15 protein-coding genes are annotated in these 23,438 nt (G+C 74.1%); 12 read left to right on the top strand and 3 right to left on the bottom strand.

From position 1 onward, the window contains the following. Positions 1 to 87 precede the first annotated feature (87 nt). On the bottom strand, positions 88 to 615 hold the full coding sequence (locus ACFWOG_RS22435; protein WP_380360553.1) for an Rv3235 family protein: 528 nt from the start codon (positions 613 to 615) through the stop codon (positions 88 to 90). Between the two features lie 524 nt (positions 616 to 1,139). Here ACFWOG_RS22435 and ACFWOG_RS22430 point away from each other — a divergent pair. The 7 genes from ACFWOG_RS22430 to ACFWOG_RS22400 all read left to right on the top strand — a co-directional run bounded on the left by ACFWOG_RS22430 (position 1,140) and on the right by ACFWOG_RS22400 (position 12,829). Next, positions 1,140 to 2,225: a patatin-like phospholipase family protein gene (locus tag ACFWOG_RS22430; RefSeq protein WP_380360551.1), complete on the top strand. Its 1,086-nt coding sequence runs from the start codon at positions 1,140 to 1,142 to the stop codon at positions 2,223 to 2,225. A 278-nt stretch (positions 2,226 to 2,503) separates the two neighbouring features. Continuing rightward, complete coding sequence (locus ACFWOG_RS22425) at positions 2,504 to 3,013, top strand: DUF6912 family protein (protein ID WP_329883568.1); 510 nt, start codon at positions 2,504 to 2,506, stop codon at positions 3,011 to 3,013. 173 nt (positions 3,014 to 3,186) lie between these two features. Further along, the gene (locus tag ACFWOG_RS22420) at positions 3,187 to 3,843 is read left to right on the top strand and encodes an HAD family hydrolase (RefSeq protein ID WP_380360550.1); all 657 of its coding nucleotides are present in this window, start codon (positions 3,187 to 3,189) and stop codon (positions 3,841 to 3,843) included. A gap of 324 nt (positions 3,844 to 4,167) precedes the next feature. Next, on the top strand, positions 4,168 to 5,793 hold the full coding sequence (gene pruA / locus ACFWOG_RS22415; RefSeq protein ID WP_380360558.1) for an L-glutamate gamma-semialdehyde dehydrogenase: 1,626 nt from the start codon (positions 4,168 to 4,170) through the stop codon (positions 5,791 to 5,793). A gap of 309 nt (positions 5,794 to 6,102) precedes the next feature. Beyond that, positions 6,103 to 11,049 (top strand): NAD-glutamate dehydrogenase, encoded by a 4,947-nt coding sequence (locus ACFWOG_RS22410; RefSeq protein ID WP_329952516.1) that lies wholly within the window; start codon positions 6,103 to 6,105, stop codon positions 11,047 to 11,049. A gap of 98 nt (positions 11,050 to 11,147) precedes the next feature. After that, entirely contained in the window at positions 11,148 to 11,777 is a 630-nt protein-coding gene (locus tag ACFWOG_RS22405) for an RNA polymerase sigma factor (protein ID WP_329883572.1), read from the top strand. Beyond that, entirely contained in the window at positions 11,774 to 12,829 is a 1,056-nt protein-coding gene (locus ACFWOG_RS22400) for a CU044_5270 family protein (protein WP_329952515.1), read from the top strand. Before ACFWOG_RS22405 ends, ACFWOG_RS22400 begins: the two co-directional genes overlap by 4 nt. A gap of 129 nt (positions 12,830 to 12,958) precedes the next feature. Here ACFWOG_RS22400 and ACFWOG_RS22395 read toward each other — a convergent pair whose 3' ends face one another. Beyond that, entirely contained in the window at positions 12,959 to 15,817 is a 2,859-nt protein-coding gene (locus tag ACFWOG_RS22395; RefSeq protein WP_380360548.1) for an FtsK/SpoIIIE domain-containing protein, read from the bottom strand. Between the two features lie 414 nt (positions 15,818 to 16,231). Here ACFWOG_RS22395 and ACFWOG_RS22390 point away from each other — a divergent pair, with 414 nt between their 5' ends. The 3 genes from ACFWOG_RS22390 to prfB all read left to right on the top strand — a co-directional run bounded on the left by ACFWOG_RS22390 (position 16,232) and on the right by prfB (position 20,964). Further along, entirely contained in the window at positions 16,232 to 18,166 is a 1,935-nt protein-coding gene (locus tag ACFWOG_RS22390; RefSeq protein WP_380360546.1) for a protein kinase, read from the top strand. Between the two features lie 275 nt (positions 18,167 to 18,441). Next, positions 18,442 to 19,701, top strand: a complete 1,260-nt coding sequence (locus ACFWOG_RS22385) for a serine/threonine-protein kinase (protein WP_380360544.1) — start codon at positions 18,442 to 18,444, stop codon at positions 19,699 to 19,701. Between the two features lie 147 nt (positions 19,702 to 19,848). Continuing rightward, entirely contained in the window at positions 19,849 to 20,964 is a 1,116-nt protein-coding gene (prfB, locus tag ACFWOG_RS22380; RefSeq protein WP_329883744.1) for a peptide chain release factor 2, read from the top strand. A 102-nt stretch (positions 20,965 to 21,066) separates the two neighbouring features. Here prfB and ACFWOG_RS22375 read toward each other — a convergent pair whose 3' ends face one another. Continuing rightward, positions 21,067 to 21,261 (bottom strand): hypothetical protein, encoded by a 195-nt coding sequence (locus ACFWOG_RS22375; RefSeq protein ID WP_380360542.1) that lies wholly within the window; start codon positions 21,259 to 21,261, stop codon positions 21,067 to 21,069. A 351-nt stretch (positions 21,262 to 21,612) separates the two neighbouring features. On the opposite strand from ACFWOG_RS22375, the gene ftsE reads away from it, so the two are divergent. Both ftsE and ftsX read left to right on the top strand, forming a co-directional pair. Continuing rightward, the gene (gene ftsE, locus ACFWOG_RS22370) at positions 21,613 to 22,302 is read left to right on the top strand and encodes a cell division ATP-binding protein FtsE (protein WP_329883577.1); all 690 of its coding nucleotides are present in this window, start codon (positions 21,613 to 21,615) and stop codon (positions 22,300 to 22,302) included. A 76-nt stretch (positions 22,303 to 22,378) separates the two neighbouring features. Then, positions 22,379 to 23,290 (top strand): permease-like cell division protein FtsX, encoded by a 912-nt coding sequence (ftsX, locus tag ACFWOG_RS22365; protein ID WP_329883578.1) that lies wholly within the window; start codon positions 22,379 to 22,381, stop codon positions 23,288 to 23,290. The last annotated feature ends 148 nt before the right edge of the window (positions 23,291 to 23,438 follow it).

The following is a 23,438-nucleotide window of genomic DNA, read 5'->3' as shown; positions in this document are numbered from 1 at the left end:
CGGCCGCTCCGGCCGGCCGCCGCGCAGGGCGCCGCTCCCGTACGGGGGTGGCGCCCTGCGCCGTTCGCGGACGCCCCTGCGGCGCGTTCACCGGGCCTCCACGGCGGTGCACTGCCACTGGCCGGCCGGTCCGCGCGGCTCCAGCCGGAACGCGACCACGTGGTGCCGGGTGCCGAGGTCGACCCGGACACAGGCCTCGACGGCCTCCGGCGAGGGCGAGCGGTCGTGTACCGGGCCGAGTCTCGGCCGCTCGCCGGTGCGGGTCCGGCGCAGGGTGCCGGCCCGGACCAGGGCGGCGAGCTGGCCGTAGCCGTCCAGCGTGGTGTGGCGCAGCAGCTGGCCGGACGGCCGGGCGCCGGTGAGCACCTCCACCAGCTGGTGGGCGAACCGGGTGCTCAGCCCGGCGCGCGGGTCGTGGCCGGGCGCGGCGGCGCAGGCGGCTCGGGGGTGGCGCGGCCGCCGATCGGTCTGCGGGGCGCGACAGGTCCGGGAGGCGGCGCGCGGACGGTGCGGGCGCGCCGACAGCACGGTGGGAGGGACGGCGGGCCGGACGGGAGGGCCGGCGGCCGGGACGGGCGGGACCGGCGGGGCGGGGCGGTTCGGGCAGGTGGTCATGGGCCTTCTTCGGAGCGGGTGGTACGAGTACGGACGGGTCCTTGCTAGCCGGGGCCCGCACGCGGTGGCAACCGGGTTCCCGGCCCGGCCCGGGGTGGTCCGGAAGTTCACCTATCCGGGTGAGCCGACCGCTGCGGCAAGGGCTGTGGGCCCGGTTCGGGAGGCGCGGGGTTGACGCCCGGCGCCGCGCGGAAGGGCCCGAAAGGGGACGGTGGGATCGCCGGGACGGCGGCGGGCCCCGGCCGGGCCGGGCGGCCGTGCTGTGCCGGGCCGGAGACCGGGGCCGAGGGCGGTACGGAGGCCGGAACCGGGTCGGGCCGCGCGGCGGCCGCGTTGCGCGGTCGGCCGGTCGGCGCGCACGATCGGATCCTGACCGGAACCAGGACCGGAACCGGACCCCGAAGCAGGACCGGAACCGGGCCGGGCCCCGGACAGGCCGGACGGGCGGAAGCGCGTGTCCGGCCCGGGACGGCCACCGCCCCCGGCGACACGACCACCGCCCCCGACGACGACAGGCGGCCGGCATGACGACACGGGTACCGACGACACGGCTGTCCGGGACACGGACGGCGGGACCGGGCACCACCGACGGCGCTCCCCGGCGCGGGCTGGTGCTGGGCGGCGGCGGCATGCTCGGCGCCGCCTGGACGGTCGGTGCGCTGTGCGCCGTCGAGGAGTCGACCGGCTGGCGGCCCGGCGACGCCGAAGTCCTGCTCGGCACCTCGGCGGGCGCGATCCTGGCCGCGCTGCTGGCCGCCGGCGTCGACGCCGGCGGGCTCCGTGACCACCAGCGCGGTCTGCCGGTCACGGACGGGCCGCTGGCCGGGATCGACTTCGACTACGACACGGCGGTCGGCGGTGCCCTGCCGCCGCGCCCACGGGCCGGTATCGGCTCGCCGGGCCTGCTGCGTGACGCGGTCCGCCACCCGCGCGAGTACCCGCTGCTGACCATGGTCTCGGCGATCGCCCCGCACGGCCGGGGTTCGCTGGAGCCGGTAGGCGGGCTGGTCGGTGCCCTGTTCGGCCCCGGCGGCTGGCCGTCCGGGCCGCCGGGTTCGGCGCTGCGGGTCGTGGCGGTGGACTACCGCGGCGGGCACCGGGTGGTCTTCGGGGACGCGGACGCGCCGCCCGCCGACGTCGCCGAGGCGGTGATGGCGTCCTGCGCGATCCCCGGGTGGTTCACGCCGGTCCGGCTGGACGGCTCCGCGTACGTGGACGGCGGCTGCTGGTCGGCCACCAACGCCGATCTGATGCTCGACCGGGGCCTGGACGAGGTGTACGTCCTCGCCCCGATGGCCCTGCGGAGGGATCCGCAGGGGCGCTCGAAGCCCGGCCGGGGCACGTCGGAACCCTGGCGCGCCCGGCGCGTCCGGGACCGCCCGCGCGGCGTACTGGCCCAGCTGGTGAGCCGCTACCGCCGGGCGGTGACCCGGCAGCTGCTCCGCGAGGCCGGTCTGCTGCGGGCCGGCGGGGTCCGTGTGCACCTGCTCGCGCCCACGCCGGCGGACCTGGCGGTGATGGGTCCGAACATGATGGATCCGGCCCGCCGGGGCCCGGTCCTGGAGAGCGCCCTGGCCACCTGCCGGGAGGCCCTGGAAGCCGCGCGGTGAGGACGGCGCAGGGGTGACCGGGCAGCCCTCGGCGGACGGACCGGGCCCGGCTGAGGCCCGGTTGCGGGTCCGGCTGTGGTCCAGAGGGTCGGGGCGTGCGTCGACGGCCGCGCGCCGGGGCGTGCCGCTGCGGACGGGGCGCCCGGGAGCCCCCGGGCCGCACGCCCGGCGGCGGGTGCGCCGGATCGGGACGAACGCGGTGATCACAGGGCGGCGTCGGGCGCTTATTCTGGGGGCGCTGGAAGCTGTGCCGCTGGACGAACCGGAGAGTGCCACCGATGCGCGTGTACGTGCCCACCACCCTGACCGGCCTGGCGGCGGCCCATTCCGGCGGTGCGCTGGAGCAGTCCGCGGCGTACGCCGTGACGCCCGCGCTGCGCGAGTGGTACGTCAGTGACGACCTGGAGGAACTGGAGTACGCGGCGCTGAACCGGGCCGCCCAGTCCTCGCTGCGGCTGCTGGCCGCCGAACCGGACGCCCCGCGCCGCCGCGTCGTGGTCGCGCTGGACGTCGCCGACTCGGCGGTGAAGCCGTTCCCCGGCGACGAGTACCAGGACCAGGCCTCGCTCGGCCGGGTGGTGCTCGCCGGACCGGTGAAGCTGGCCAAGGCGGCCGCGGTGCACGCGGACGTGGCCGACCAGGACGTGGTCACGGACGTCGAGGCGGCGGTGGCCGCGGTGGCGGCGGCCGACGCGGGCGACCAGGACGCCCAGTTCACCGTGGACGGCGCCGAGGACCACGACCTGCTCTGGTTCGCCACCCAGGAGATCACCGCACTGCTCCCCTGAGCCTGCCGGGGTCCGCCGGGCCGACCTGACGGCCGGGTGCCGGCGGGAGCTGCCCGTCCGTCCGTCCCACCCGCCCCACCCGCCCTGACCGGCGGGTCGGCGGTTCCGGCGGACGAGGGCGCGGTGATTCCCGCCCTACCGGTCTGTCGGTACCCGGCGTTACCGTTCCCTGCGTGCGCACTCATATCGTCTGGGACTGGAACGGCACGCTCTTCCATGACATGGAGGCGGTGCTCGGAGCGAGCAACGCCGCATTCGCGACCGTCGGCGTCGGGCCGATGACGCTGCAGGAGTACCGCGAGCAGTACGAGATCCCGATTCCCCGTTTCTACCAGCGGCTGCTCGGCCGGCTGCCCTCCGACGCCGAGTGGCTGGAGCTGGACGACGCGTTCCACCGCCGCTACCACGAGCTGAGCGTGGCCTGCGGGCTGACCGAGGGCGTGCTGGACCTGCTGGACGGCTGGCGGGCGGCCGGGCACAGCCAGTCGCTGCTGTCGCTGTACGAGCACACCCGGCTGCTTCCGGTGGTCGACGGCTTCGGCCTGACCGGGCAGTTCCTGCGGGTGGACGGGCGCAGCGGCCCGGCCGGCGGGCAGAAGGCGGAGCATCTGGTCCGGCACCTGGAGGCGCTGGGCGAGCACGTGGACCCGGCCCGGACGGTGCTGATCGGGGACGCGGCGGACGACGCGCTCGCCGCGCTGAGCGCGGGTGCGCACGCGGTGCTGTACACCGGCGGCTCGCACACCCGGCAGAAGCTGGAGCCGGTGGGCGTGCCGGTGGTGGACACGCTGGCCGAGGCGGTCGAGCTGGCCGCCCGGCTCACCGGCTGAGGCGACACCCGCCCGCGCGTCCACCCGGAGCCCCCCGGGGACCGGCCCGGGACCGGACCGGCACCCGCAGAGGATCCGCCGAGGCTCGCCGGCACCCCACCGACGGCCCGACGGCCCGACGGCCCGACGGCCCGACGGCCCGCGAGGCCCGGGGCCTGTCCGTACGGCCGCCGGCCGTCCGCCAACGGTGGCGTGGCGCGCGCCACGTCCACCGTTGGCGTGTCCGGGCGGGCGATCGGGCCCGCCGCTGGTCAGTCTGGAGGGCGTCGGGCCCGTCGTCGGAGCGGGCCGGCCGCCGGACGACGAGTGGAGCCCGCCATGCCCATCGACGCAGTCACCCAGGTCCCGGTCCCGGGCAACGAGCCGGTGCGGACGTACGCGCCCGGCAGCCCGGAGCGGTCCCGGCTGGTGCGGCGGCTGGACGAGCTGGCGGCCGAGCCGGTCCCGCTGCCGATGACCATCGGCGGCGAGCAGCGGTTCGGCGGCGGTGAGCGGATCGACGTCGTCCAGCCGCACCACCACGCGGCGAAGCTGGGCGTGCTCGGCAACGCCACCCGGGAGGACGGCCGGGCCGCGGTGGACGCCGCGCTGGCGGCCGGCCGGGAGTGGCGGTCGCTCTCCTTCGACGACCGGGCGGCGGTGTTCCTGCGCGCCGCCGACCTGCTGGCGGGGCCCTGGCGGGACACCCTGAACGCGGCCACCATGCTCGGGCAGTCCAAGACGGCGCAGCAGGCGGAGATCGACTCGGCCTGCGAGCTGATCGACTTCTGGCGGTTCAACGTCCACTTCGCCCGGCAGATCCTGGCCGACCAGCCGGTCTCCTCGCCCGGGGTGTGGAACCGGACCGACCACCGCCCGCTGGAGGGGTTCGTCTACGCGGTCACCCCGTTCAACTTCACCGCGATCGCCGGCAACCTGCCGACCGCGCCCGCGCTGATGGGCAACACCGTGCTCTGGAAGCCGGCGCCGGCCCAGACGCTGGCCGCGTACCACCTGATGCGGCTGCTGGAGGCGGCCGGGCTGCCGCCCGGGGTGGTCAACATGGTGACCGGCGACGGACAGCAGCTCTCCGCGGTCGCGCTCGCCGACCCGGCACTGGCCGGGCTGCACTTCACCGGCTCGACGGCCACCTTCCAGTCGCTCTGGCAGACGGTCGGCGCCAACATCGGCACCTACCGGACGTACCCGAGGATCGTGGGGGAGACCGGCGGCAAGGACTTCCTGCTGGCGCACCGCTCGGCCGACCCGCAGGTCCTCAAGACCGCGCTGATCCGCGGCGCCTTCGAGTACCAGGGCCAGAAGTGCTCGGCGCTCTCCCGCGCGTACCTGCCGCGCAGCCTCTGGCAGCGGATCAAGGACGACTTCCTGGCCGAGGTGGACGCGCTGGCCGTCGGCGACGTCACCGACCTGTCGAACTTCATGGGCGCGCTGATCGACCGGCGGGCCTTCGAGAAGAACCGGGACGCGATCGAGCGGGCCAAGAGCGACCCGACGGTGGAGCTGGCGGCCGGCGGCCAGTACGACGACGCGATCGGCTGGTTCGTCCGCCCGACCGTGCTGGTCTCCTCGGACCACCGCAACGAGATGTTCCGGACCGAGTACTTCGGACCGATCCTCGCCGTCCACGTCTACGAGGACTCGCGCTGGGAGGACGTGCTCGGCCGGGTCGACTCCGGCGCGCCGTACGGGCTGACCGGCGCGGTGATCGCCCAGGACCGGTACGCGATCGCCCGGGCGGTGGAGGAGCTGCGGTTCGCGGCCGGGAACTTCTACATCAACGACAAGCCGACCGGTGCCGTGGTCGGCCAGCAGCCGTTCGGCGGAGGCCGGGCGTCGGGTACCAACGACAAGGCGGGCGCCGCGCAGAACCTGCTGCGCTGGACGTCGGCCCGGTCGATCAAGGAGACGTTCGTCCCGTCGACCGACCACGTTCATCCGCACATGGGGTGAGCTCCCCGGGCCTTTCGGCTTTCGGCGCAAACCCGAGGGCGGATTGGACAAGGTGTCCAGGACGGACCGATCTTCCTGCGGGTTTGCGCCTCCCTGTCCCCTGACACCTTCGATTGATCCCGTTAGGCTGGCTGGCGTCGTCGGGTGGCTCCGCAGGCCGAACGTTTCGTCCTACCCGCTGCAGGGCTGTTCCATGCGTGCCATGGACTCCTTTCAGCTGGAGGGTGCGGCAGGATTGCGGAAGACCCGGCGGTGCACACCCACACACCACCGAGTCACGCAACGGCGCGCGACAGGAGCCAAGAAGTCATGCAGACCAAGCTGGACGCAGCCAAGGCCGAACTGCTCAGGAAGGCAGCAGCAGCCGCTGAGAACAGCCAGGTGGGGGGAGCGGCGCCGGGGGAGGGTCTGAGCAACGGCGCTCTGACCGCATACCTGCACCACTACTACCTCCACACCGCGCCCGAGGACCTGGTCGACCGCGACCCGGTCGACGTGTACGGCGCGGCCGCCTCCCACTACCGCCTCGGCCTCAAGCGGCCGCAGGGCACCGCCGAGGTGCGGGTGCACACCCCCTCGGTGGAGGAGAACGGCTGGTCCTGCGGCCACACCGTGGTCGAGGTCGTCACCGACGACATGCCCTTCCTGGTCGACTCGGTCACCAACGAGCTGTCCCGCCAGGACCGGGCGATCCACGTCGTCATCCACCCGCAGCTGGTGGTCCGCCGCGACATCACCGGCAAGCTGCTGGAGATCCTCGACGTCGACGCCTGCGCCCGCAGCCAGGCCGCCGGTGCCGAGTGGCCGGCCGACGCGATCGTCGAGTCGTGGATGCACATCGAGGTCGACCGCGAGACCGACCGCGCGGACCTGCGCGCGATCGAGACCGACCTGCGCCGCGTGCTCGGGGACGTCCGCGAGGTCGTCGAGGACTGGGGCAAGATGCGCGACTCCGCGCTCCGCCTCGCCGACGAGCTCGCCGAGCAGCCCCCGACCGGCCTTCCCGAGCAGGAGGTCGGCGAGGCCTGGGAGCTGATGCGCTGGCTCGCCGACGACCACTTCACCTTCCTCGGCTACCGCGAGTACGACCTGGTCGAGCACGAGGGCGAGGAGGTCCTCAAGGCCGTCGCCGGGACCGGCCTCGGCATCCTGCGCTCCGACCCGATCGGCCACGACGACCAGCACCACGCCGTCAGCGAGGCCTTCGGCCGGCTCTCCGCGCCGGTCCGCGCCAAGGCGCACGAGAAGAAGCTGCTCGTCCTGACCAAGGCCAACAGCCGCGCCACGGTGCACCGCCCGTCCTACCTCGACTACGTCGGCGTGAAGAAGTTCGACGCCAACGGCGTGGTCGTCGGCGAGCGCCGTTTCCTCGGCCTGTTCTCGGCCGCCGCGTACACCGAGTCGGTCAGCCGCATCCCCGTGGTCCGCCGCAAGGTCCAGGACGTCATCGCCGAGTCCGGCTTCTCCACCGAGAGCCACGACGGCCGCGACCTGCTCCAGATCCTGGAGACCTTCCCGCGGGACGAGATCTTCCAGACCCCGGCCGGCGAACTGCTCCAGATCGCCACCAGCGTGCTCTACCTGCAGGAACGCCGGAAGCTGCGGCTCTTCCTGCGCCAGGACGAGTACGGGCGCTACTTCTCCGCGCTCGTCTACCTGCCGCGCGACCGCTACACCACCCGCATCCGGCTGCGCCTGATGGACCTCCTGATGCAGGAGCTCAACGGCGCCTCGATCGACTACACGGTCTGGTCGACGGAGTCCGTGCTGACCCGACTGCACTTCGTGGTCCGGGTGACCCCGGGCAGCGAGTTGCCGCACCTGAGCGACGCCGAGGTCGAGCGGATCGAGGCCAGGCTGGCCGAGGCCGCCCGGTTCTGGATGGACGGCTTCAACGACCAGCTGCACGTCGAGCTGGGCGAGGAGAGGGCCGCGGAGCTGTCCCGCAAGTACGCCAACGCCTTCCCCGACGGCTACCGCGCCGACTTCACCGCGCGCACCGCCGTCGCCGACCTCAAGCAGATCGAGTCGCTGCACGGCGAGGGCGACTTCCGCCTCAACCTGTACCAGCCGGTCGGCGCGGGCGACGACGAGCGCCGCTTCAAGATCTACCGGGTGGGCGGCCCGATCTCGCTCACCGAGGTCCTGCCGGTCCTCCAGCGGCTCGGCGTCGAGGTGCTGGACGAGCACCCCTACGCGCTGACCCGTTCCGACCACACCACCGCCTGGGTCTACGACTTCGGTCTGCGGCTGCGCGAGGCGGTCGAACTGACCGACGAGGCGCGCGAGCGGTTCCAGGAGACCTTCGCCGCCACCTGGACGGGCAAGGCCGAGAACGACGGCTTCAACGAGCTGGTCCTGACCGGCGGGCTGACCTGGCGCCAGGCGATGATGCTGCGCACGTACGCCAAGTACCTGCGCCAGGCGGGCTCCACGTTCTCCCAGGACTACATGGAGGACGCGCTCCGCAACAACACCCACACCACCCGCCTGCTGGTGAACCTCTTCGAGGCCCGGCTGAGCCCCAGCCACCAGCAGGGCGCCCTCGAACTGACCGAGGGCATCCTGGAGGAGCTGTCCGGCGCGCTGGACGAGGTCGTCTCCCTGGACGAGGACCGCATCCTGCGTTCCTTCCTCCACCTGATCAAGGCCACCCTGCGGACCAACTTCTTCCAGCACGACAGCGCGGGCGAGTGGCACTCGTACGTGTCGATGAAGTTCGACCCGAAGGCCATCCCGGACCTGCCGGCCCCGCGTCCGGCGTTCGAGATCTGGGTCTACTCGCCCCAGGTCGAGGGCGTGCACCTGCGCTTCGGCAAGGTCGCCCGCGGCGGTCTGCGCTGGTCCGACCGGCGTGAGGACTTCCGGACCGAGATCCTCGGCCTGGTCAAGGCGCAGATGGTGAAGAACACCGTCATCGTGCCGGTCGGCGCCAAGGGCGGCTTCGTCGCCAAGCAGCTGCCGGACCCGTCGGTGGACCGCGACGCCTGGCTCGCCGAGGGTGTTTCGTCCTACAAGACGTTCATCTCGGCGCTGCTGGACATCACCGACAACCTGGTCGGCGGCGAGGTCGTCCACCCGGCCGACGTGGTCCGCCACGACGAGGACGACACCTACCTGGTCGTCGCCGCGGACAAGGGCACCGCGACCTTCTCCGACATCGCGAACGGCGTCGCCGAGGCGTACGGCTTCTGGCTGGGCGACGCGTTCGCCTCCGGCGGCTCGGCCGGCTACGACCACAAGGGCATGGGCATCACCGCCCGCGGCGCCTGGGAGTCCGTCAAGCGCAACTTCCGCGAACTCGGCGTCGACACCCAGTCCGAGGACTTCAGCGTCATCGGCATCGGTGACATGTCCGGCGACGTCTTCGGCAACGGCATGCTGCTCAGCGAGCACATCCGCCTGGTCGCCGCCTTCGACCACCGGCACATCTTCCTCGACCCCAGCCCGGACGCGGCCGCCTCCTACGCCGAGCGCCGCCGCCTCTTCGAGCTGCCCCGCAGCTCCTGGGACGACTACGACAAGTCGCTGATCTCGCCCGGCGGCGGGGTCTTCCCGCGCAGCGCCAAGTCCATCCCGGTCTCCGCGCAGGTCCGCGAGCGCCTCGGCATCACGGCCTCCAAGCTGACCCCCGCCGAGCTCATGAAGGCCGTCCTGCAGGCGCCCGTCGACCTGTTCTGGAACGGCGGCATCGGCACCTACATCAAGGCCTCCACCGAGACCAACGCCGAGGTCGGCGACAAGGCCAACGACGCGATCCGGGTCAACGGCGAGCAGGTCCGCGCCCGCGTCATCGGTGAGGGCGGCAACCTCGGCTGCACCCAGCTCGGCCGCATCGAGTACGCGGCGACCGGCGGCCCGCAGGCCGGCGGCGGCTGGATCAACACCGACGCCATCGACAACTCGGCCGGCGTGGACACCTCGGACCACGAGGTCAACATCAAGATCCTGCTCAACCAGGTCGTCGGCGACGGCGACATGACGGTGAAGCAGCGCAACACCCTGCTCGCCGAGATGACCGACGAGGTCGGCCACCTCGTGCTGCGCAACAACTACGCGCAGAACGTGGTGCTGGCCAACGCCGTCGCCCAGGCGCACAGCATGGTCAACGTCCACTCCCGGATGATCAACCGCCTGGAGTCGGCCGGCCAGCTCGACCGGGGCCTGGAGTTCCTGCCCGCCGAGCGGCAGATCCGCGAGCGCCAGCAGAACGGCCGGGGCCTGTCCCAGCCGGAGATGTCGGTGCTGCTCGCCTACACCAAGATCACCCTGGCCGACGAGCTGCTCGCCACCGAGCTGCCCGACGACCCGTTCTTCCGCACCGCGCTGCACGACTACTTCCCGAGCGCGCTGCGGACCCGGTTCGCCGAGCAGATCGACCAGCACGCCCTGCGCCGCGAGATCATCACCACGCTGATCGTCAACGACACGATCAACCGCGGTGGCTGCACCTTCGCCTTCCGCCTGAAGGAGGAGACCGGCGCCACCTACGAGGAGATCGCCCGGACGCACACCGCCGCGCGGGCCGTCTTCGGCCTGGAGGAGATCTGGGGCGAGATCGAGGCACTGGACAACCAGGTCCCGGCCCGTGCCCAGACCAAGATGCGCCTGCACTCGCGCCGCCTGGTCGAGCGCGCCACCCGGTGGATGCTCAACAACCGGCGCCAGCCGCTGGACATCGCCGGCACCATCGAGTTCTTCCACGACCGGGTCAACCAGGTCTGGGGCTCGCTGCCCAAGCCGCTCCGCGGCGAGGACCTCGCCTGGTTCGAGTCGATCTACAACGAGCTGGCCGAGGCCGGCGTGCCGGAGGCGCTCGCCACCCGGATCGCGGGCCTCTCCTCGACCTTCCCGACCCTGGACATCACCGAGGTCGCGGACCGGTCCGGCAAGGACGTCGCCGACGTCGCCGAGCTCTACTACGACCTCGCCGACCGCCTGCAGATCACCCACCTGCTCGACCGCATCATCGAGCTGCCCCGGACGGACCGCTGGTCGTCGATGGCCCGTGCCGCCATCCGAGAGGACCTCTTCGCGGCCCACGCGGCGCTGACCGCCGACATCCTGGCCTGCGGCCCCGACGGCGCCACCCCCGAGGAGCGCTACAGCGACTGGGCGGACCTCAACTCCACCCTGCTGAACCGCGCCAAGAGCACCCTCGACGACATAAGGGGTTCGGACAACTACGAGCTGTCCAGCCTCTCGGTCGCGATGCGCGTCATCCGCACCCTGCTCCGCACGGGCTCGATGCGCTGACGGACGGCTGTTCACACGGCGGGGCCGCCGCCGCGGGCGCGGGGCCCCCCCGGGGGGGTGTGGGGGAACCCCGGGGGGCCGGGGGGGCAGGTGGGGGTGTGGAGCTGTCACAGCGGGGTCGGTTGAGGAGCGGGGACCAGTGGGCGTTCGGGGAGCTGTTCGACGAGACGGCGGGTGACCTGTACCGGTACGCGGTGCGGGTGTCGGGGGACTGGGCGGTCGCGGAGGACGTCGTCCAGCTGACCTTCCTGGAGGCGTGGCGGCTGCGCCACAGACTGCACGAGGGCGACGAGTCGGTGCGCCCCTGGCTGTTCGGGGTCGCCGCCAACGTGCTGCGCAACACGGCCCGTGCGGCCCGGCGGCACCGGGCCGCGATGGAGCGGTTGCCGGAGCGCGACGTGGTGCCGGACTTCGCCGACGAGCTGGTCGGGCGCCTCGACGACAGTGCCCAGCTGGCCGCCGCCCGGCGCGCCCTGGTCCGGTTGCGGAAGGCCGAGCGGGACGTGTTCGGCCTCTGCGTCTGGGCCGGGCTGGACTACGCGAGCGCCGCGGAGGCCCTCGGGGTGCCGATCGGGACGGTGCGTTCGCGGCTCTCGCGCGCCCGCACCAAGCTGCGTGCGCTGGCGGAGGAAGAGCTCGGAAGTGGACGGGAACTCCGCGCGGAGGTCGGACAGGTACGGGGTGGCCGCGTCGATGCGGCCCGGTCGACACGGGAGACGAACCGATGAACGAGCACGAACGTGCGGAGCTGGCGCGGCTGTTGCCGCCGCCGGCGCGGCCCGAACTCTCTGCCGACCGCCACCGGCTGTTGAGGGGACATCTGATGAGTGAGATCCGGGAGACGAAGCCCGCGCGGGTCCGACGCGGAAAGCTCGGCTGGGTGGCGGTTCCTGCCCTGGCGGGCGGTCTGGCGCTGGCGGTGGTGCTGACGGCGGGCGGCGGTGAGGGCAGCCCGCAGAAGCAGCAGCAGGTCCAGAGCCGGACCACCGGGGACACCACGCTGAACGCGGCCCCGGCCGCCGCCGTGCAGCTGCTGACGCAGGTCGCCGACACCGCGGCCGGCAAGCCCGACCAGAAGCCCGGCAAGAACCAGTTCGTCTACGTGGACAGCCTGGTCTCCTTCGCCACCGTCAACCTGGCCACCGGCGAGTCGACCATCGACAAGCCGCACCGCCGTCAGATCTGGCTCTCGGCGGACGGCAGCCAGTGGGGCGTGCTGAAGGAGGAGGGGAGGTCCCACGAGACGGGCGAGCGCAAGCCCGGGGACACGCGTCCCGCGCCGCGCACCGACGGCGGCGAGTGGGTCGACCCGACCACCAAGCCGAGCCTGAACGCTCCGACGTACGCGTACCTGGCCGGACTGCCGACCGACCCGGACGCGCTGCTGAAGAAGATCTACACGGAGACCAAGGGCCAGGGCCGGACCCCCGACCAGGAGGCCTTCACGACCATCGGCGACCTGCTGCGCGAGCAGCTGGCGCCGCCGGCGGTCAGCGCCGCGCTCTACCGGGCGGCGGCGAAGATCCCCGGGGTCACCGTGATCGACGACTCGGTGGACGCGTCGGGCCGGCACGGTGTGGCCGTGGCGCACGTGGACGGCGGCGTCCGGAGCGAGTGGATCTTCGATCCGAAGACCCACGAGTTCCTCGGCGAGCGTCTGGTCGTCGTCGGCGAGGGCAGCGACCTGGGCAAGCCGGGCACGGTGTCCGGGCACTCGGCGGTGCTGGGCCGCACGGTCACCGCCCAGGCCGGTGAGGAGCCGAAGCAGAAGAACGCCTGATCGCGTCGTCAGTGAAGCTGTGGGGCCCGGTGGAAGCGGGCCCCACAGCCGTTTTCGGTGCCCGGTGCCCGGTGCCCGGTGCCCGGTGCCCCTGGTGCCCCGAGCCCGGTGCCCGGCGTGCCCGTGGGGTCAGCGCCCGGCCGCCCGCTGCAGCGCGCTGGCGAGCAGGGCGAGGTCGGTCGGCCCGTTGCCCAGCTCGCGCACCGGACGACGGGCCGGCGGCGCCCCCAGCTGGAGCGGGTCGATCGCGACGACGGTGGGCCGCAGGGTGGCGGTGCGCGGGATGCGGCCGCTGATCCGGGCGGTCTGGAACGCGGTCACGCCGCCGTCCGGCAGCCGCAGGTAGCCGCGGCCCGGGGTGGAGTCCGGCAGCGCGGCGGCGTCGCCGAGGTGGATGAGCAGGTCGGAGTCGGCCGGGTCGTCGGTGCGCAGCGCGATCCGCAGCAGGGCGGCCTCGTCGACCTCGGTGCCGGCGCTCTCCTCCGGGCGTCCGGTGGCCACCGCGAGGTGGACGCCGAGCGGGCCGCCGCGCCGGGCGACGGCGGCCAGTGCCCGGGCGAGCGGCCGGCCGGCCGGGGAGGTGGGGGAGAGCAGCGCGTCGTAGTCGTCGACCACGACGACGAGCCGGGCCGGGACCGGGCCGGCGGGTGCGGCCGGCGCGGCGGGCGGCGCCGGCGGTTCGGAGCTGCGGGGCTGGACGATCCGGGGCACGGACGGCGTGCCGCCCGCACCGACGACGGCGGGGACGGGGACGGGGACGGGGACGGCCGGCCGGTCGGCGTGGAGGGTATCGTCGAGCCCCCCGTCGAGGATGCGGGTGGCGTGCCAGGAGGCGAAGTCCAGCCCGTCGAAGAGCCGCTCGCGCAGCACCAGCTCGTCCTCCAGCGCCTCGGCGGCGAGCAGCGCCGCGCGCGGGTCGGTGGCGGCGTTGACCAGCCCGGTGACGTGCGGCAGCTCGGTGCACCCGGCGAGGCCGTCCTCGCCGGCCCGGCCCTCGACGACGGTGACGGCCAGCCGCTCGGGGCGCTCGGAGACCGCCAGCGAGGCGATCAGGGTCCGCAGCAGCTCGGTCTTGCCGGAGCCGCGCGCGCCGCCGACCAGCAGGTGCGGGCCGCCCGGGTCGGGGGACGGGAGGGTGAGCTCCGGGTCGGCGAGGTCGAGGGTGCAGAGCTCGTCGCGCGTGGTGCCGAGCAGGGCGGTGGCGGCGCCGATGCCGCCGGCGTGCGCGTCCCAGCGGGCGGAGAGCTTGGCGGGGGTGACGGTGTCGAGCTGGAGCAGGTCGAGCAGGCGCAGGGCGTCCGGGAGCGGGCCGCGGGTGACGGGTGCGGCCTCGCGCAGCGGGGCGAGGACGCGGGCGAGCCGTTCGGCCCAGGCGTCCGAGACCGCGTCGAGGGAGACCTCGTGCAGGGTCTCCCGGCCGCGGGCGACCGGCCGGTCGAGCGAGAGCTGGGTGCCGACCTCGCCGGTGATCAGGGCGGTGGCGCCGATGCCGCGGGGCAGCAGTTCGGGCTGTTCGGCGAGGCAGACCGGGAAGATGCCGACGGCCGGGCCCTGTCGCAACAGCAGGTCGAGGGCCTGCCGGGCGGCCTGGCTGTTCGGGCGCCCGTCGACCACCACGACGGTGGCGGGGTGGCCGCCGAGACCGGTCGGGCCGGTGAGGCGGGTGGTGAGCTCGGTGAGCCGGGCGGTGGCCTGGTCGTCGTCGAGGCCGAGCAGCAGCCGGCAGTCCTGGCCGTCGGTGGGGCGCAGGTGGGGCAGCCAGAGCGCCCAGGCCCAGGTGTCGGCGCGGTCCTGCGGGGCGCGGGCCGGGTCGGCGTCGACCACGACGAGGCTGAGCCCGGTCGGCGGGTGCAGCGCCGCGAGCTGGGCGACGACGGCGCGGGTGAGCGCGTCGAGCCGGTCGCGCGGTCCGCTGAGGCCGAGGCTCCCGGCGGTCTGCAGGTCGAGCGTGACCGGGACGGCGGGCAGCACGGTGCCGGGGGAGGTGCCGGGGCCGCCGGGCCGGTCGGCGGTGCCGAGCCGCAGGGTGAGCGCGTCGGGGTGGCCGGGGCCGCGCTCCCAGAGCCGGGGGCCGGGGCCGAGCGCGTTGAGCAGCAGGGTGGCGAGGTCGGGCCAGCGCTCGCGCTGGGCGGCGGCCTGCCGGGTGCGGACGGCGGCGTGGTGGCGCTCGGCGCTCTCCTGGCCGGGCGGCTCGGCGGCGGTGCGGCCGAGCCGGAGCGAGAGCAAGCCGCGGCCCCGGCCGGTGGGCGGCTCCGGCGCGGCGGGCGGTTCGGCGGCGGGCGGCGCGGGGCGGACGGGCGCGGGGGCGGCGAGCTGGAGGTGGCCGTGGCCGTCGGGGAGCGCGGCGCGGGCGGGCGCCCCGGGGGCGTCCCCGGCCTCCGGGCCGGTGACCCGGAGGGTGGACTCGCCGATCCGGAGCAGTCCGGTGCCGTCGAGCGGGACGGCCTCCTCGGGCGGGCCGGGCGGCACGATCCGGCCGTCCACGGTGGTGCCGTTGGTCGAGCCGAGGTCGCGGACGGTCACCGTGCCGTCGTCGGCGAGGTGCAGGGAGAGGTGGAGCCGGGAGACGTCCGGGTCGTCGATCGGGACGTCGGCCTCGCCCGAACGGCCGACCCGGATCTCCCGGCCGTGCAGGCGGTGCACGCCGCCGGCGTCGGGGCCGCCGACCACCCGGAGCTCGGCGGCGGCCGGGCCGTCGTCGGGGTCGTCGGCGGTCGGGTCGGGTTCGTTGAGGCTGAGGACGGCGCCGTCCAGCAGCGGGGGGTGGCCGAGCAGCGTGTGCTCGTCCACCCGGTGCGCCCCGGCGTACAGGTGCACGTGGGTGGCGGCCCGCGGGCCGCGCACGCCCACGGCGCCCGCGAGCGCGCCCGCGAGGGATCCGAGCGCGGTGCCGACGGGCGCGGTGACCAGCACGTCGACGTAGGGGATGGCGGAGCCGGCGACTGCCGGTCCGCTGCGCGGTCGGAGGACGGTCAGCCGGATCTGCATCTCGCCCGCGGTCCCTTCTGCTGGTGTGACGCCTGGTGCCGCTGCCCCGGCCCGCCGCGAGTGACGTCGGCGTGGCCGGCACCGCATGGGCCACAAGAGTGGCGACTGTCATCCTGCCATCCGTCACGGACAGTCCGCGCACGGTACCGGATCTGACGATCTTGCGATCATCGCCATGGTGGAGGCGACGGAGGGTCAGGTCAACCGCCGCCCTGCCCGCGGCCGGGGCGAACGCGGCCGGAGGCCTCCGGGTCGTCCCCCGGGGGATGTCCCCCAACCCGGGCGAACCCCCTCGCCGGTCGCCTCAAAAACATGAACGGACACCGTTAGAGTGGCCGGAAACACGGGCCCGGCAGGCTCACCGCACCTGCGGGGGAGCGCCCCGCGCGGGCGGCACGGCGAGGAGTGCGACAGGTGCGGCCAGTCGGCAGCAAGTATGTGCTTGAGGAGACCCTCGGGCGGGGGGCCACCGGCACCGTCTGGCGCGGACGGGTCCGCGCCGACGTCGCCGTGCCCGGCAGCGAGCCGGGGCAGTCGGTCGCGATCAAGGTGCTGCGCGAGGAGCTCGCCGCCGACCCCGACGTCGTGATGCGCTTCCTGCGCGAGCGCTCGGTCCTGGTCCGGCTCACCCACCCGAACATCGTCAAGGTCCGCGACCTGGTCGTCGAGGGCGAGCTGCTCGCCCTGGTGATGGACCTGATCGACGGCCCCGACCTGGCCCGCTACCTGCGCGGCAACGGCCCGTTCAGCCCGATCGCCGGGGCCCTGCTAATGGCCCAGGTCGCCGACGCGCTGGCCGTCAGCCACGCCGACGGCATCGTCCACCGGGACCTCAAGCCGGCCAACGTCCTGCTCGCGACCGCCGTCGTGGACGGCACCGAGCAGATGCACCCGATGCTGACCGACTTCGGCATCGCCCGGCTCGCCGACTCCCCGGGCATCACCCGCAGCCACGAGTTCGTCGGCACCCCGGCCTACGTCGCCCCGGAGTCCGCGGAGGGCCGCCCGCAGACCTCCGCGGTGGACGTCTACGGCGCCGGGATCATGCTGTACGAGCTGGTCACCGGCCGCCAGCCGTTCCAGGGCGACAACCCGCTGGCCGTGCTCCAGGCCCACCTCGCCCAGGAGCCGCAGCGTCCGTCCACGATGCCCGAGCCGCTCTGGACGGTGATCGAGCGCTGCCTGCGCAAGGACCCGGCGCAGCGGCCGAGTGCCGTGACGCTGGCCCGCGCGCTGCGCGTGGTCGCGGCCGGGGTGGGCGTGCACGCCTCCCCGGCGGCGGTGGACGCGGCGCTGGCCGTCGGTGCCCTGCTCCAGCCGGACCGGCAGCCCGCCCCGGTGCCGGGCGCCCCGATGGGGGTGCCGGGCGGACCGTTCGGCGCGCCCGGTGCCGAGGACCGCACCCAGGTGCTCCCGGCAGGCCAGCCGGGCCAGCCGGGCCAGCCCGGTCAGCCCGGTCAGTTCGGCCAGCCCGGCCAGGAGTACGACCCGGCGGCCGCGACGCGGGTGATGGGCACCCAGCCGCCCCCGTACGACCCGGCCGCCGCGACCCGGATGATGCCGCCCGTGCCGCCGCCCCCGCCCGGCCCGCCGCAGCCCGAGGCGCCGCACCCGTGGCAGACCCAGCTGCGCGCGGCCCGCGACCGCAACCAGCAGACCGAGGTCAGCTACTTCGCCCCCGAGGACTTCGACGCCCCGCCGGTCGCCCCGGCGCCGTACCAGGCCGGCGGGCGCCCGCCCGGCCCGCCGCAGGGCCACCAGGCGCCGCAGCAGGCCCCGCAGCAGCCGGGCGGCTACCGGCAGGCCCCGCCGCCGGGCTACGCCCAGCGTCCGCCGGTCGCGCCGCCGCCCTACCAGGCACCTCCGGCGGGTCGTCCGCAGCCGCCCGGCGGCTACAACCGGCCGCCGCAGCACAACCAGGCCCCGCAGGGCGGCCGGCCGCCGCACGGACAGCCGCCCCAGCCGTACGGGCAGCAGGCCCCGGCCGGCCCGCAGGGCGGTCACCGTCCGGCGCCGCAGCAGTCCGCCCCGCCGGCGCCCCCGCGCCGGGCGGAGCCGCCCGCCCCCCAGCGCCGTGAGCCTCCGCAGCGCCGGGCCGAGCCGCCGCAGGAGCCGTCCCGCCGGGAGGCGGCGCCCGCCCGCGAACGGCGTCCGCGCAGCCGCAACCGGATGTACATCCCGGGCCTCGGCTGCCTGAAGGGCTGTCTGATGGTGCTGCTGGTCCTGGCGGTGGCCGCGGTGGCGCTGTGGAACTTCACCCCGCTGCCGGAGTACTGGGACAGCGTGCAGGGCTGGTTCTCCGACGCGAGCGACTGGGTGAGCCACCTGTTCGGCAACTCGAAGAACTGACGGCCGGCCCGGGGAGGCCGGCCCGGGGCGGGGCCCGCGGGGCCGACGGCGGGGCCGCCGGCCACCGGCCCCGCCGGGGGCGGTGCCGCGGGCCCGACCGGCAACGGGATTGACGCTATGTCGATAATTCACAAGATTTCTCGGCCCCCAGTACCCGCCGAGCACCGTCAGGCGGCCCCCGGAGGGCGCCCGGACGCGTAGGTTGGTCGCTGTTGTCCCGCCCCACCGAGCGCCCCGCACCCTCCCGGGACGCTCCCGCCGCCCACGGAGCAGCATTGGCACGCAAGATCGGCAGCCGCTACACCGTCCACCAGGTGATCGGCCGGGGCTCGGCCGGGACGGTCTGGCTCGGTGAGGGCCCGGACGGCCCGGTCGCGGTCAAGCTGCTCCGCGAGGACCTCGCGGCCGACCAGGTGCTGGTCGGCCGTTTCGTGCAGGAACGCGCGGCGCTCACCAGCCTCGACCACCCCCGGGTGGTCGGCGTGCGCGACATGGTGGTCGACGGCAACGACCTCGCGCTCGTCATGGAGCTGGTCCAGGGCACCGACCTGCGGTCCCGGCTGGAACGGGACGGCGCGCTCGCCCCGCAGACCGCCGTCTCGGTCATCGCGGACGTCGCCGACGGCCTGGCCGCCGCCCACGCGGCCGGCATCGTGCACCGCGACGTCAAGCCGGAGAACGTCCTGCTCGACCTCTCCGCAGCCCCCGGGCCCGGTGGCGCCCCGCGCGCCAAGCTGACCGACTTCGGCGTCGCCCGGCTGGTCGACGCCCCGCGCCGGACCCGTGCCACCCGGATCATCGGCACCCCCGACTACCTCGCCCCCGAGATCATCGAGGGCCTGGAACCGCGCGCGGCCGTCGACATCTACGCCCTCGCCACCGTGCTGTACGAGCTGCTGGCGGGCTTCACCCCGTTCGGCGGCGGCCACACCGGCGCGGTGCTGCGCCGGCACGTCACCGAGCAGGTGCCGCCGATCCCGGGCCTGCCCGACGGCCTCTGGCGGATCATCGCCGAGTGCCTGGCCAAGGCCCCCGCCTCCCGGCTGCGCGCGGCCGAGCTGGCCACCCGGCTGCGCGAGCAGCTGCCCGCGATGGCCGGGCTGCCGGTGCTGGCCGTCCCGCAGCAGGGCCGCCCGGCGGCCGAGGAGCAGCTCACCCCGGGCGAGGCGGTGTACGCCGAGGTGGACGCCGGACCGGGCACCCACAAGCGGCGGCGCGGCCCGGCCGTCCCGCTGGTCCCGGGGGCCGCCCCGGACTCCACCCGGGACACCCACACCAGCCTGCGCCGCCCCTCCGCGGACGAGCTGGCCTCGTATGCGGCCGAGTCGCGGGCGCAGCGGACCGCCCCGGGCGCGGCGCACCGCCGGGACCGCCAGGCGCTGCTGCGCCGCCGCCGGATGCTGGCGGTCCTGCTGGCCACGGTGCTGCTGCTGGCCGGCGCCGCGGCGGCCTGGACCGCGTTCGCCGCCACCGTTCCGGACGCCGGGCAAGGTCCCCGCCCGGCCGTCGTCCCGACGGCGCCGCGGGCCCCCTAGGGCGCCGCGACCCTGCCCGCGGGGCAGAGCCGGACGGCCCCGGGGGACGGTCCGCAGGCCCGTCGGGGCGGGCCGGGCGGCGCGCTCGCGGCACCGGACGCCCCCCGGGGTCGTCCGGTGCCTCCCGGGAACCATTACCCTGGGGGCGTGGCAGCCGTCGATCCTTCCGAAGAGCTCAAGAACCTCGAAACGACCATGGGGTCGATCGAGGCCGTCCTCGACCTGGACAAGATCCGGGCCGACATCGCGGTCCTGGAGGAGGAGGCAGCGGCCCCCAACCTGTGGGACGACCTCGCGAACGCGCAGAAGGTGACCAGCAGGCTCTCCTTCCTCCAGGGTGAACTGCGCAGGGTCGAGGGCCTGCGCAGCCGCATCGACGACCTGGGCGTCCTGTTCGAACTGGCCGAGGCCGAGAACGACGCGGACACCCGCGTCGAGGCCGAGACCGAGCTGGCGGCCGTCGGCAAGGCGGTCGAGGAGCTGGAGGTCCGCACCCTCCTCTCCGGCGAGTACGACGCCCGTGAGGCGCTGATCAACATCCGTGCCGAGGCCGGTGGCGTGGACGCCGCCGACTTCGCCGAGCAGCTCATGCGCATGTACCTGCGCTGGGCCGAGCGCCACGGCTACCCGACCGAGGTCTACGACACCTCGTACGCGGAGGAGGCCGGCATCAAGTCCGCCACCTTCACCGTCAAGGCCCCGTACGCCTACGGCACCCTCTCGGTCGAGCAGGGCACCCACCGCCTGGTCCGCATCTCGCCCTTCGACAACCAGGGCCGCCGGCAGACCTCGTTCGCCGGTGTCGAGGTGCTCCCGGTCGTCGAGCAGTCCGACCACGTCGACATCGACGAGGGCGAGCTGCGCATCGACGTGTACCGCGCGTCCGGCCCGGGCGGTCAGGGCGTCAACACCACCGACTCGGCGGTGCGCATCACGCACCTCCCGACCGGCGTGGTGGTCTCCTGCCAGAACGAGCGCTCGCAGATCCAGAACAAGGCGTCCGCGATGAACGTCCTCCAGGCGAAGCTGCTGGAGCGGCGCCGCCAGGAGGAGCGGGCGGCGATGGACGCCCTCAAGGACAGCGGCAGCTCCTGGGGCAACCAGATGCGCTCCTACGTGCTGCACCCGTACCAGATGGTCAAGGACGTCCGGACCGAGTACGAGGTCGGCAACCCGCAGGGCGTGCTGGACGGTGACATCGACGGCTTCATCGAGGCCGGCATCCGCTGGCGCAAGCAGCGCGAGACCGCCGCGCAGCAGTAGGACGGCGATTCCCCGCGCAACAGCGGAACCGCGGACCAGGTGAGACGGAGAGGCCCCCGACCGGCAAGCGGTCGGGGGCCTCTCCGATGTGGTGCGTCCCGGTCAGGCCAGCGCCTGCCGCGCGAGCAGCACCACCGCGAGCAGTCCGGCCAGGACGGCCAGCAGCATCGCGGGGGAGAGCGCGGCGAACGGGTTCTGCTGCTCCTGCAGCCTGGCCCGGGTGGCACGGCACGTGGGGCAGCGGCCCTCGCTCACTCGGCCGTTGCAGTTGGCGCACACCAGATGGTCGCAGGTCATGCGATCTCCTCCTCGCTGCTACAGCCAACGCACCGGACCGGGCCTTGGTTCCTTCATGTGCCCTGTGCGGGGGATCGGTCAACCCCGACCGCCACCTCCACTCTGCCAGGTTCTCCGCATTCCGGCCCCCGGGCTGTGAGATGGCTCCCAATATTCGGGGCAAAGCCGGTCATTCTCCCCCAGGTTTCCGGTTCCGTCGAGGCCCGAGCCTGCGAGCGCGGCGTCGCTTCGCGTATGGTCCCAAGCCGGGAGCGGCCCTTTCGCTCCCCTCGCCCGCCCCTGGGCCGGGCAAGCCGAGGGGTGGACCGACCGAGGACTGGCGCCGCCTAGGATGGCCTCCGTGATGCAGCCGTGATCAGATTCGACAACGTCTCCAAGACCTATCCCAAGCAGAATCGTCCCGCCCTGGACAACGTCTCGCTGGAGATCGAGAAGGGTGAGTTCGTCTTCCTGGTCGGCTCGTCCGGCTCGGGCAAGTCCACCTTCCTGCGCCTCTGCCTGCGCGAGGAGCGCCCCAGCACGGGCGAGGTGCACGTGCTCGGCAAGGACCTGGGCAAGCTCTCCAACTGGAAGGTGCCGCACATGCGCCGCCAGCTGGGCACCGTCTTCCAGGACTTCCGCCTGCTGCCGAACAAGACGGTCTCGCAGAACGTGGCCTTCGCCCTCGAAGTGATCGGCAAGCCGAAGAGCGCCATCAACAAGGTGGTGCCCGAGGTGCTCGACCTGGTCGGCCTCGGCGGCAAGGAGGACCGCATGCCGGGCGAGCTGTCCGGTGGTGAGCAGCAGCGCGTGGCGATCGCCCGGGCGTTCGTGAACCGCCCGATGCTGCTGATCGCGGACGAGCCCACCGGCAACCTCGACCCGCAGAACTCGATCGGCATCATGAAGCTGCTCGACCGGATCAACCGCACCGGCACCACCGTGCTGATGGCCACCCACGACCAGGCCATCGTCGACCAGATGCGCAAGCGCGTCATCGAGCTCGACAAGGGGCTGCTGGTCCGCGACCAGGCCCGCGGCGTCTACGGATACCAGCACTGATCCCTCAGCGCTGAGCCCGTGGGCAGCCCGCCCGCCTCGCCCGACCAGCAGTACCGACCCTGGAGTTGTTGAACGCATGCGCGCCCAGTTCGTCCTGTCGGAGATCGGTGTGGGTCTCCGCCGCAACCTGACGATGACCATCGCGGTGGTCGTCAGTGTCGCGCTCTCCCTCGCCCTCGCCGGTGCCTCGCTCCTGGTCCGGGACCAGGTGAACTCCATGAAGGGGTACTGGTACGACAAGGTCGAGGTCAGCATCTACTTCTGCACCAAGTCGGACGCCCGCAACTCGCCGCAGTGCCAGGCGGGCGCGGCCACCGACCAGCAGATCGCCGAGATCAAGACCCAGCTGGACAAGATGGACTCGGTGGTCCAGTCCTCGACCTTCGAGAACTCCGCCGAGGCGTACAAGCACTGGAAGGAGATGAACCCGGACAACCCGCTCATCTCCGTCCTCGGCCCGGAGGCCATCCCGCAGTCCTGGCGGGTGAAGCTCAAGGACCCGACCAAGTACGACGTCATCCAGAGCGCCTTCGCCGGCAAGCCCGGCGTGAAGTCGGTCGAGGACCAGCGGAAGATCCTGGAGAACCTCTTCGGTCTGCTGAACGGTCTGCAGACGGCGGCGTTCGTGATCATGGTGCTGATGCTCTTCGTCGCCCTGCTGCTGATCGTCAACACCGTTCGGGTGTCGGCGTACAGCAGGCGGCGCGAGACCGGCATCATGCGCCTGGTCGGTGCTTCGAACTTCTACGTGCAGATGCCGTTCATCGCCGAGGCCGCGTTCTCCGCGCTGCTCGGTGCGGTGATGGCCTCCGGCCTGCTGCTCTGCGGCCACTTCTTCGTCCACAGCTGGCTGGCCGAGCGGGTCCAGTTCATCAACTTCATCGGGCTCGGCTCGGTGCTGGCGGTGATACCGCTGCTGGTGGTGGTCGGCATGGCGATGGCCGGCATCGCGGCCTTCTTCACCCTGCGGAAGTACCTCAAGGTCTAGCACCGCCTCAAGGCCCGGCACCGCGCCGGGCCCGACGGCTCCGAGGGCCCCGGCGGGCCCCGGCGGCCCCGGCCCCGGGCGGGGGGGCCCCCGGGGGCCCCCCCCCCCGGCGGGCCCGGGGGGGGGGCCGGGCGCCCCCACACCCCAG

The organism is Kitasatospora sp. NPDC058406 (genome assembly GCF_042722765.1).
Taxonomy (GTDB): domain Bacteria; phylum Actinomycetota; class Actinomycetes; order Streptomycetales; family Streptomycetaceae; genus Kitasatospora.
The sequence above is the reverse complement of the archived record's forward strand: the minus strand, read 5'-3'. Positions and strand labels throughout refer to the sequence as shown.

Bases quoted from the DNA above. Each gene is read 5' to 3' on its own strand.
- ACFWOG_RS22435 (WP_380360553.1), bottom strand. From the start codon at position 615: ATGACCACCTGCCCGAACCGCCCCGCCCCGCCGGTCCCGCCCGTCCCG.
- ACFWOG_RS22430 (WP_380360551.1), top strand. From the start codon at position 1,140: ATGACGACACGGGTACCGACGACACGGCTGTCCGGGACACGGACGGCG.
- ACFWOG_RS22425 (WP_329883568.1), top strand. From the start codon at position 2,504: ATGCGCGTGTACGTGCCCACCACCCTGACCGGCCTGGCGGCGGCCCAT.
- ACFWOG_RS22410 (WP_329952516.1), top strand. From the start codon at position 6,103: ATGCAGACCAAGCTGGACGCAGCCAAGGCCGAACTGCTCAGGAAGGCA.
- ACFWOG_RS22400 (WP_329952515.1), top strand. From the start codon at position 11,774: ATGAACGAGCACGAACGTGCGGAGCTGGCGCGGCTGTTGCCGCCGCCG.
- ACFWOG_RS22395 (WP_380360548.1), bottom strand. From the start codon at position 15,817: ATGCAGATCCGGCTGACCGTCCTCCGACCGCGCAGCGGACCGGCAGTC.
- ACFWOG_RS22375 (WP_380360542.1), bottom strand. From the start codon at position 21,261: ATGACCTGCGACCATCTGGTGTGCGCCAACTGCAACGGCCGAGTGAGC.
- ftsX (WP_329883578.1), top strand. From the start codon at position 22,379: ATGCGCGCCCAGTTCGTCCTGTCGGAGATCGGTGTGGGTCTCCGCCGC.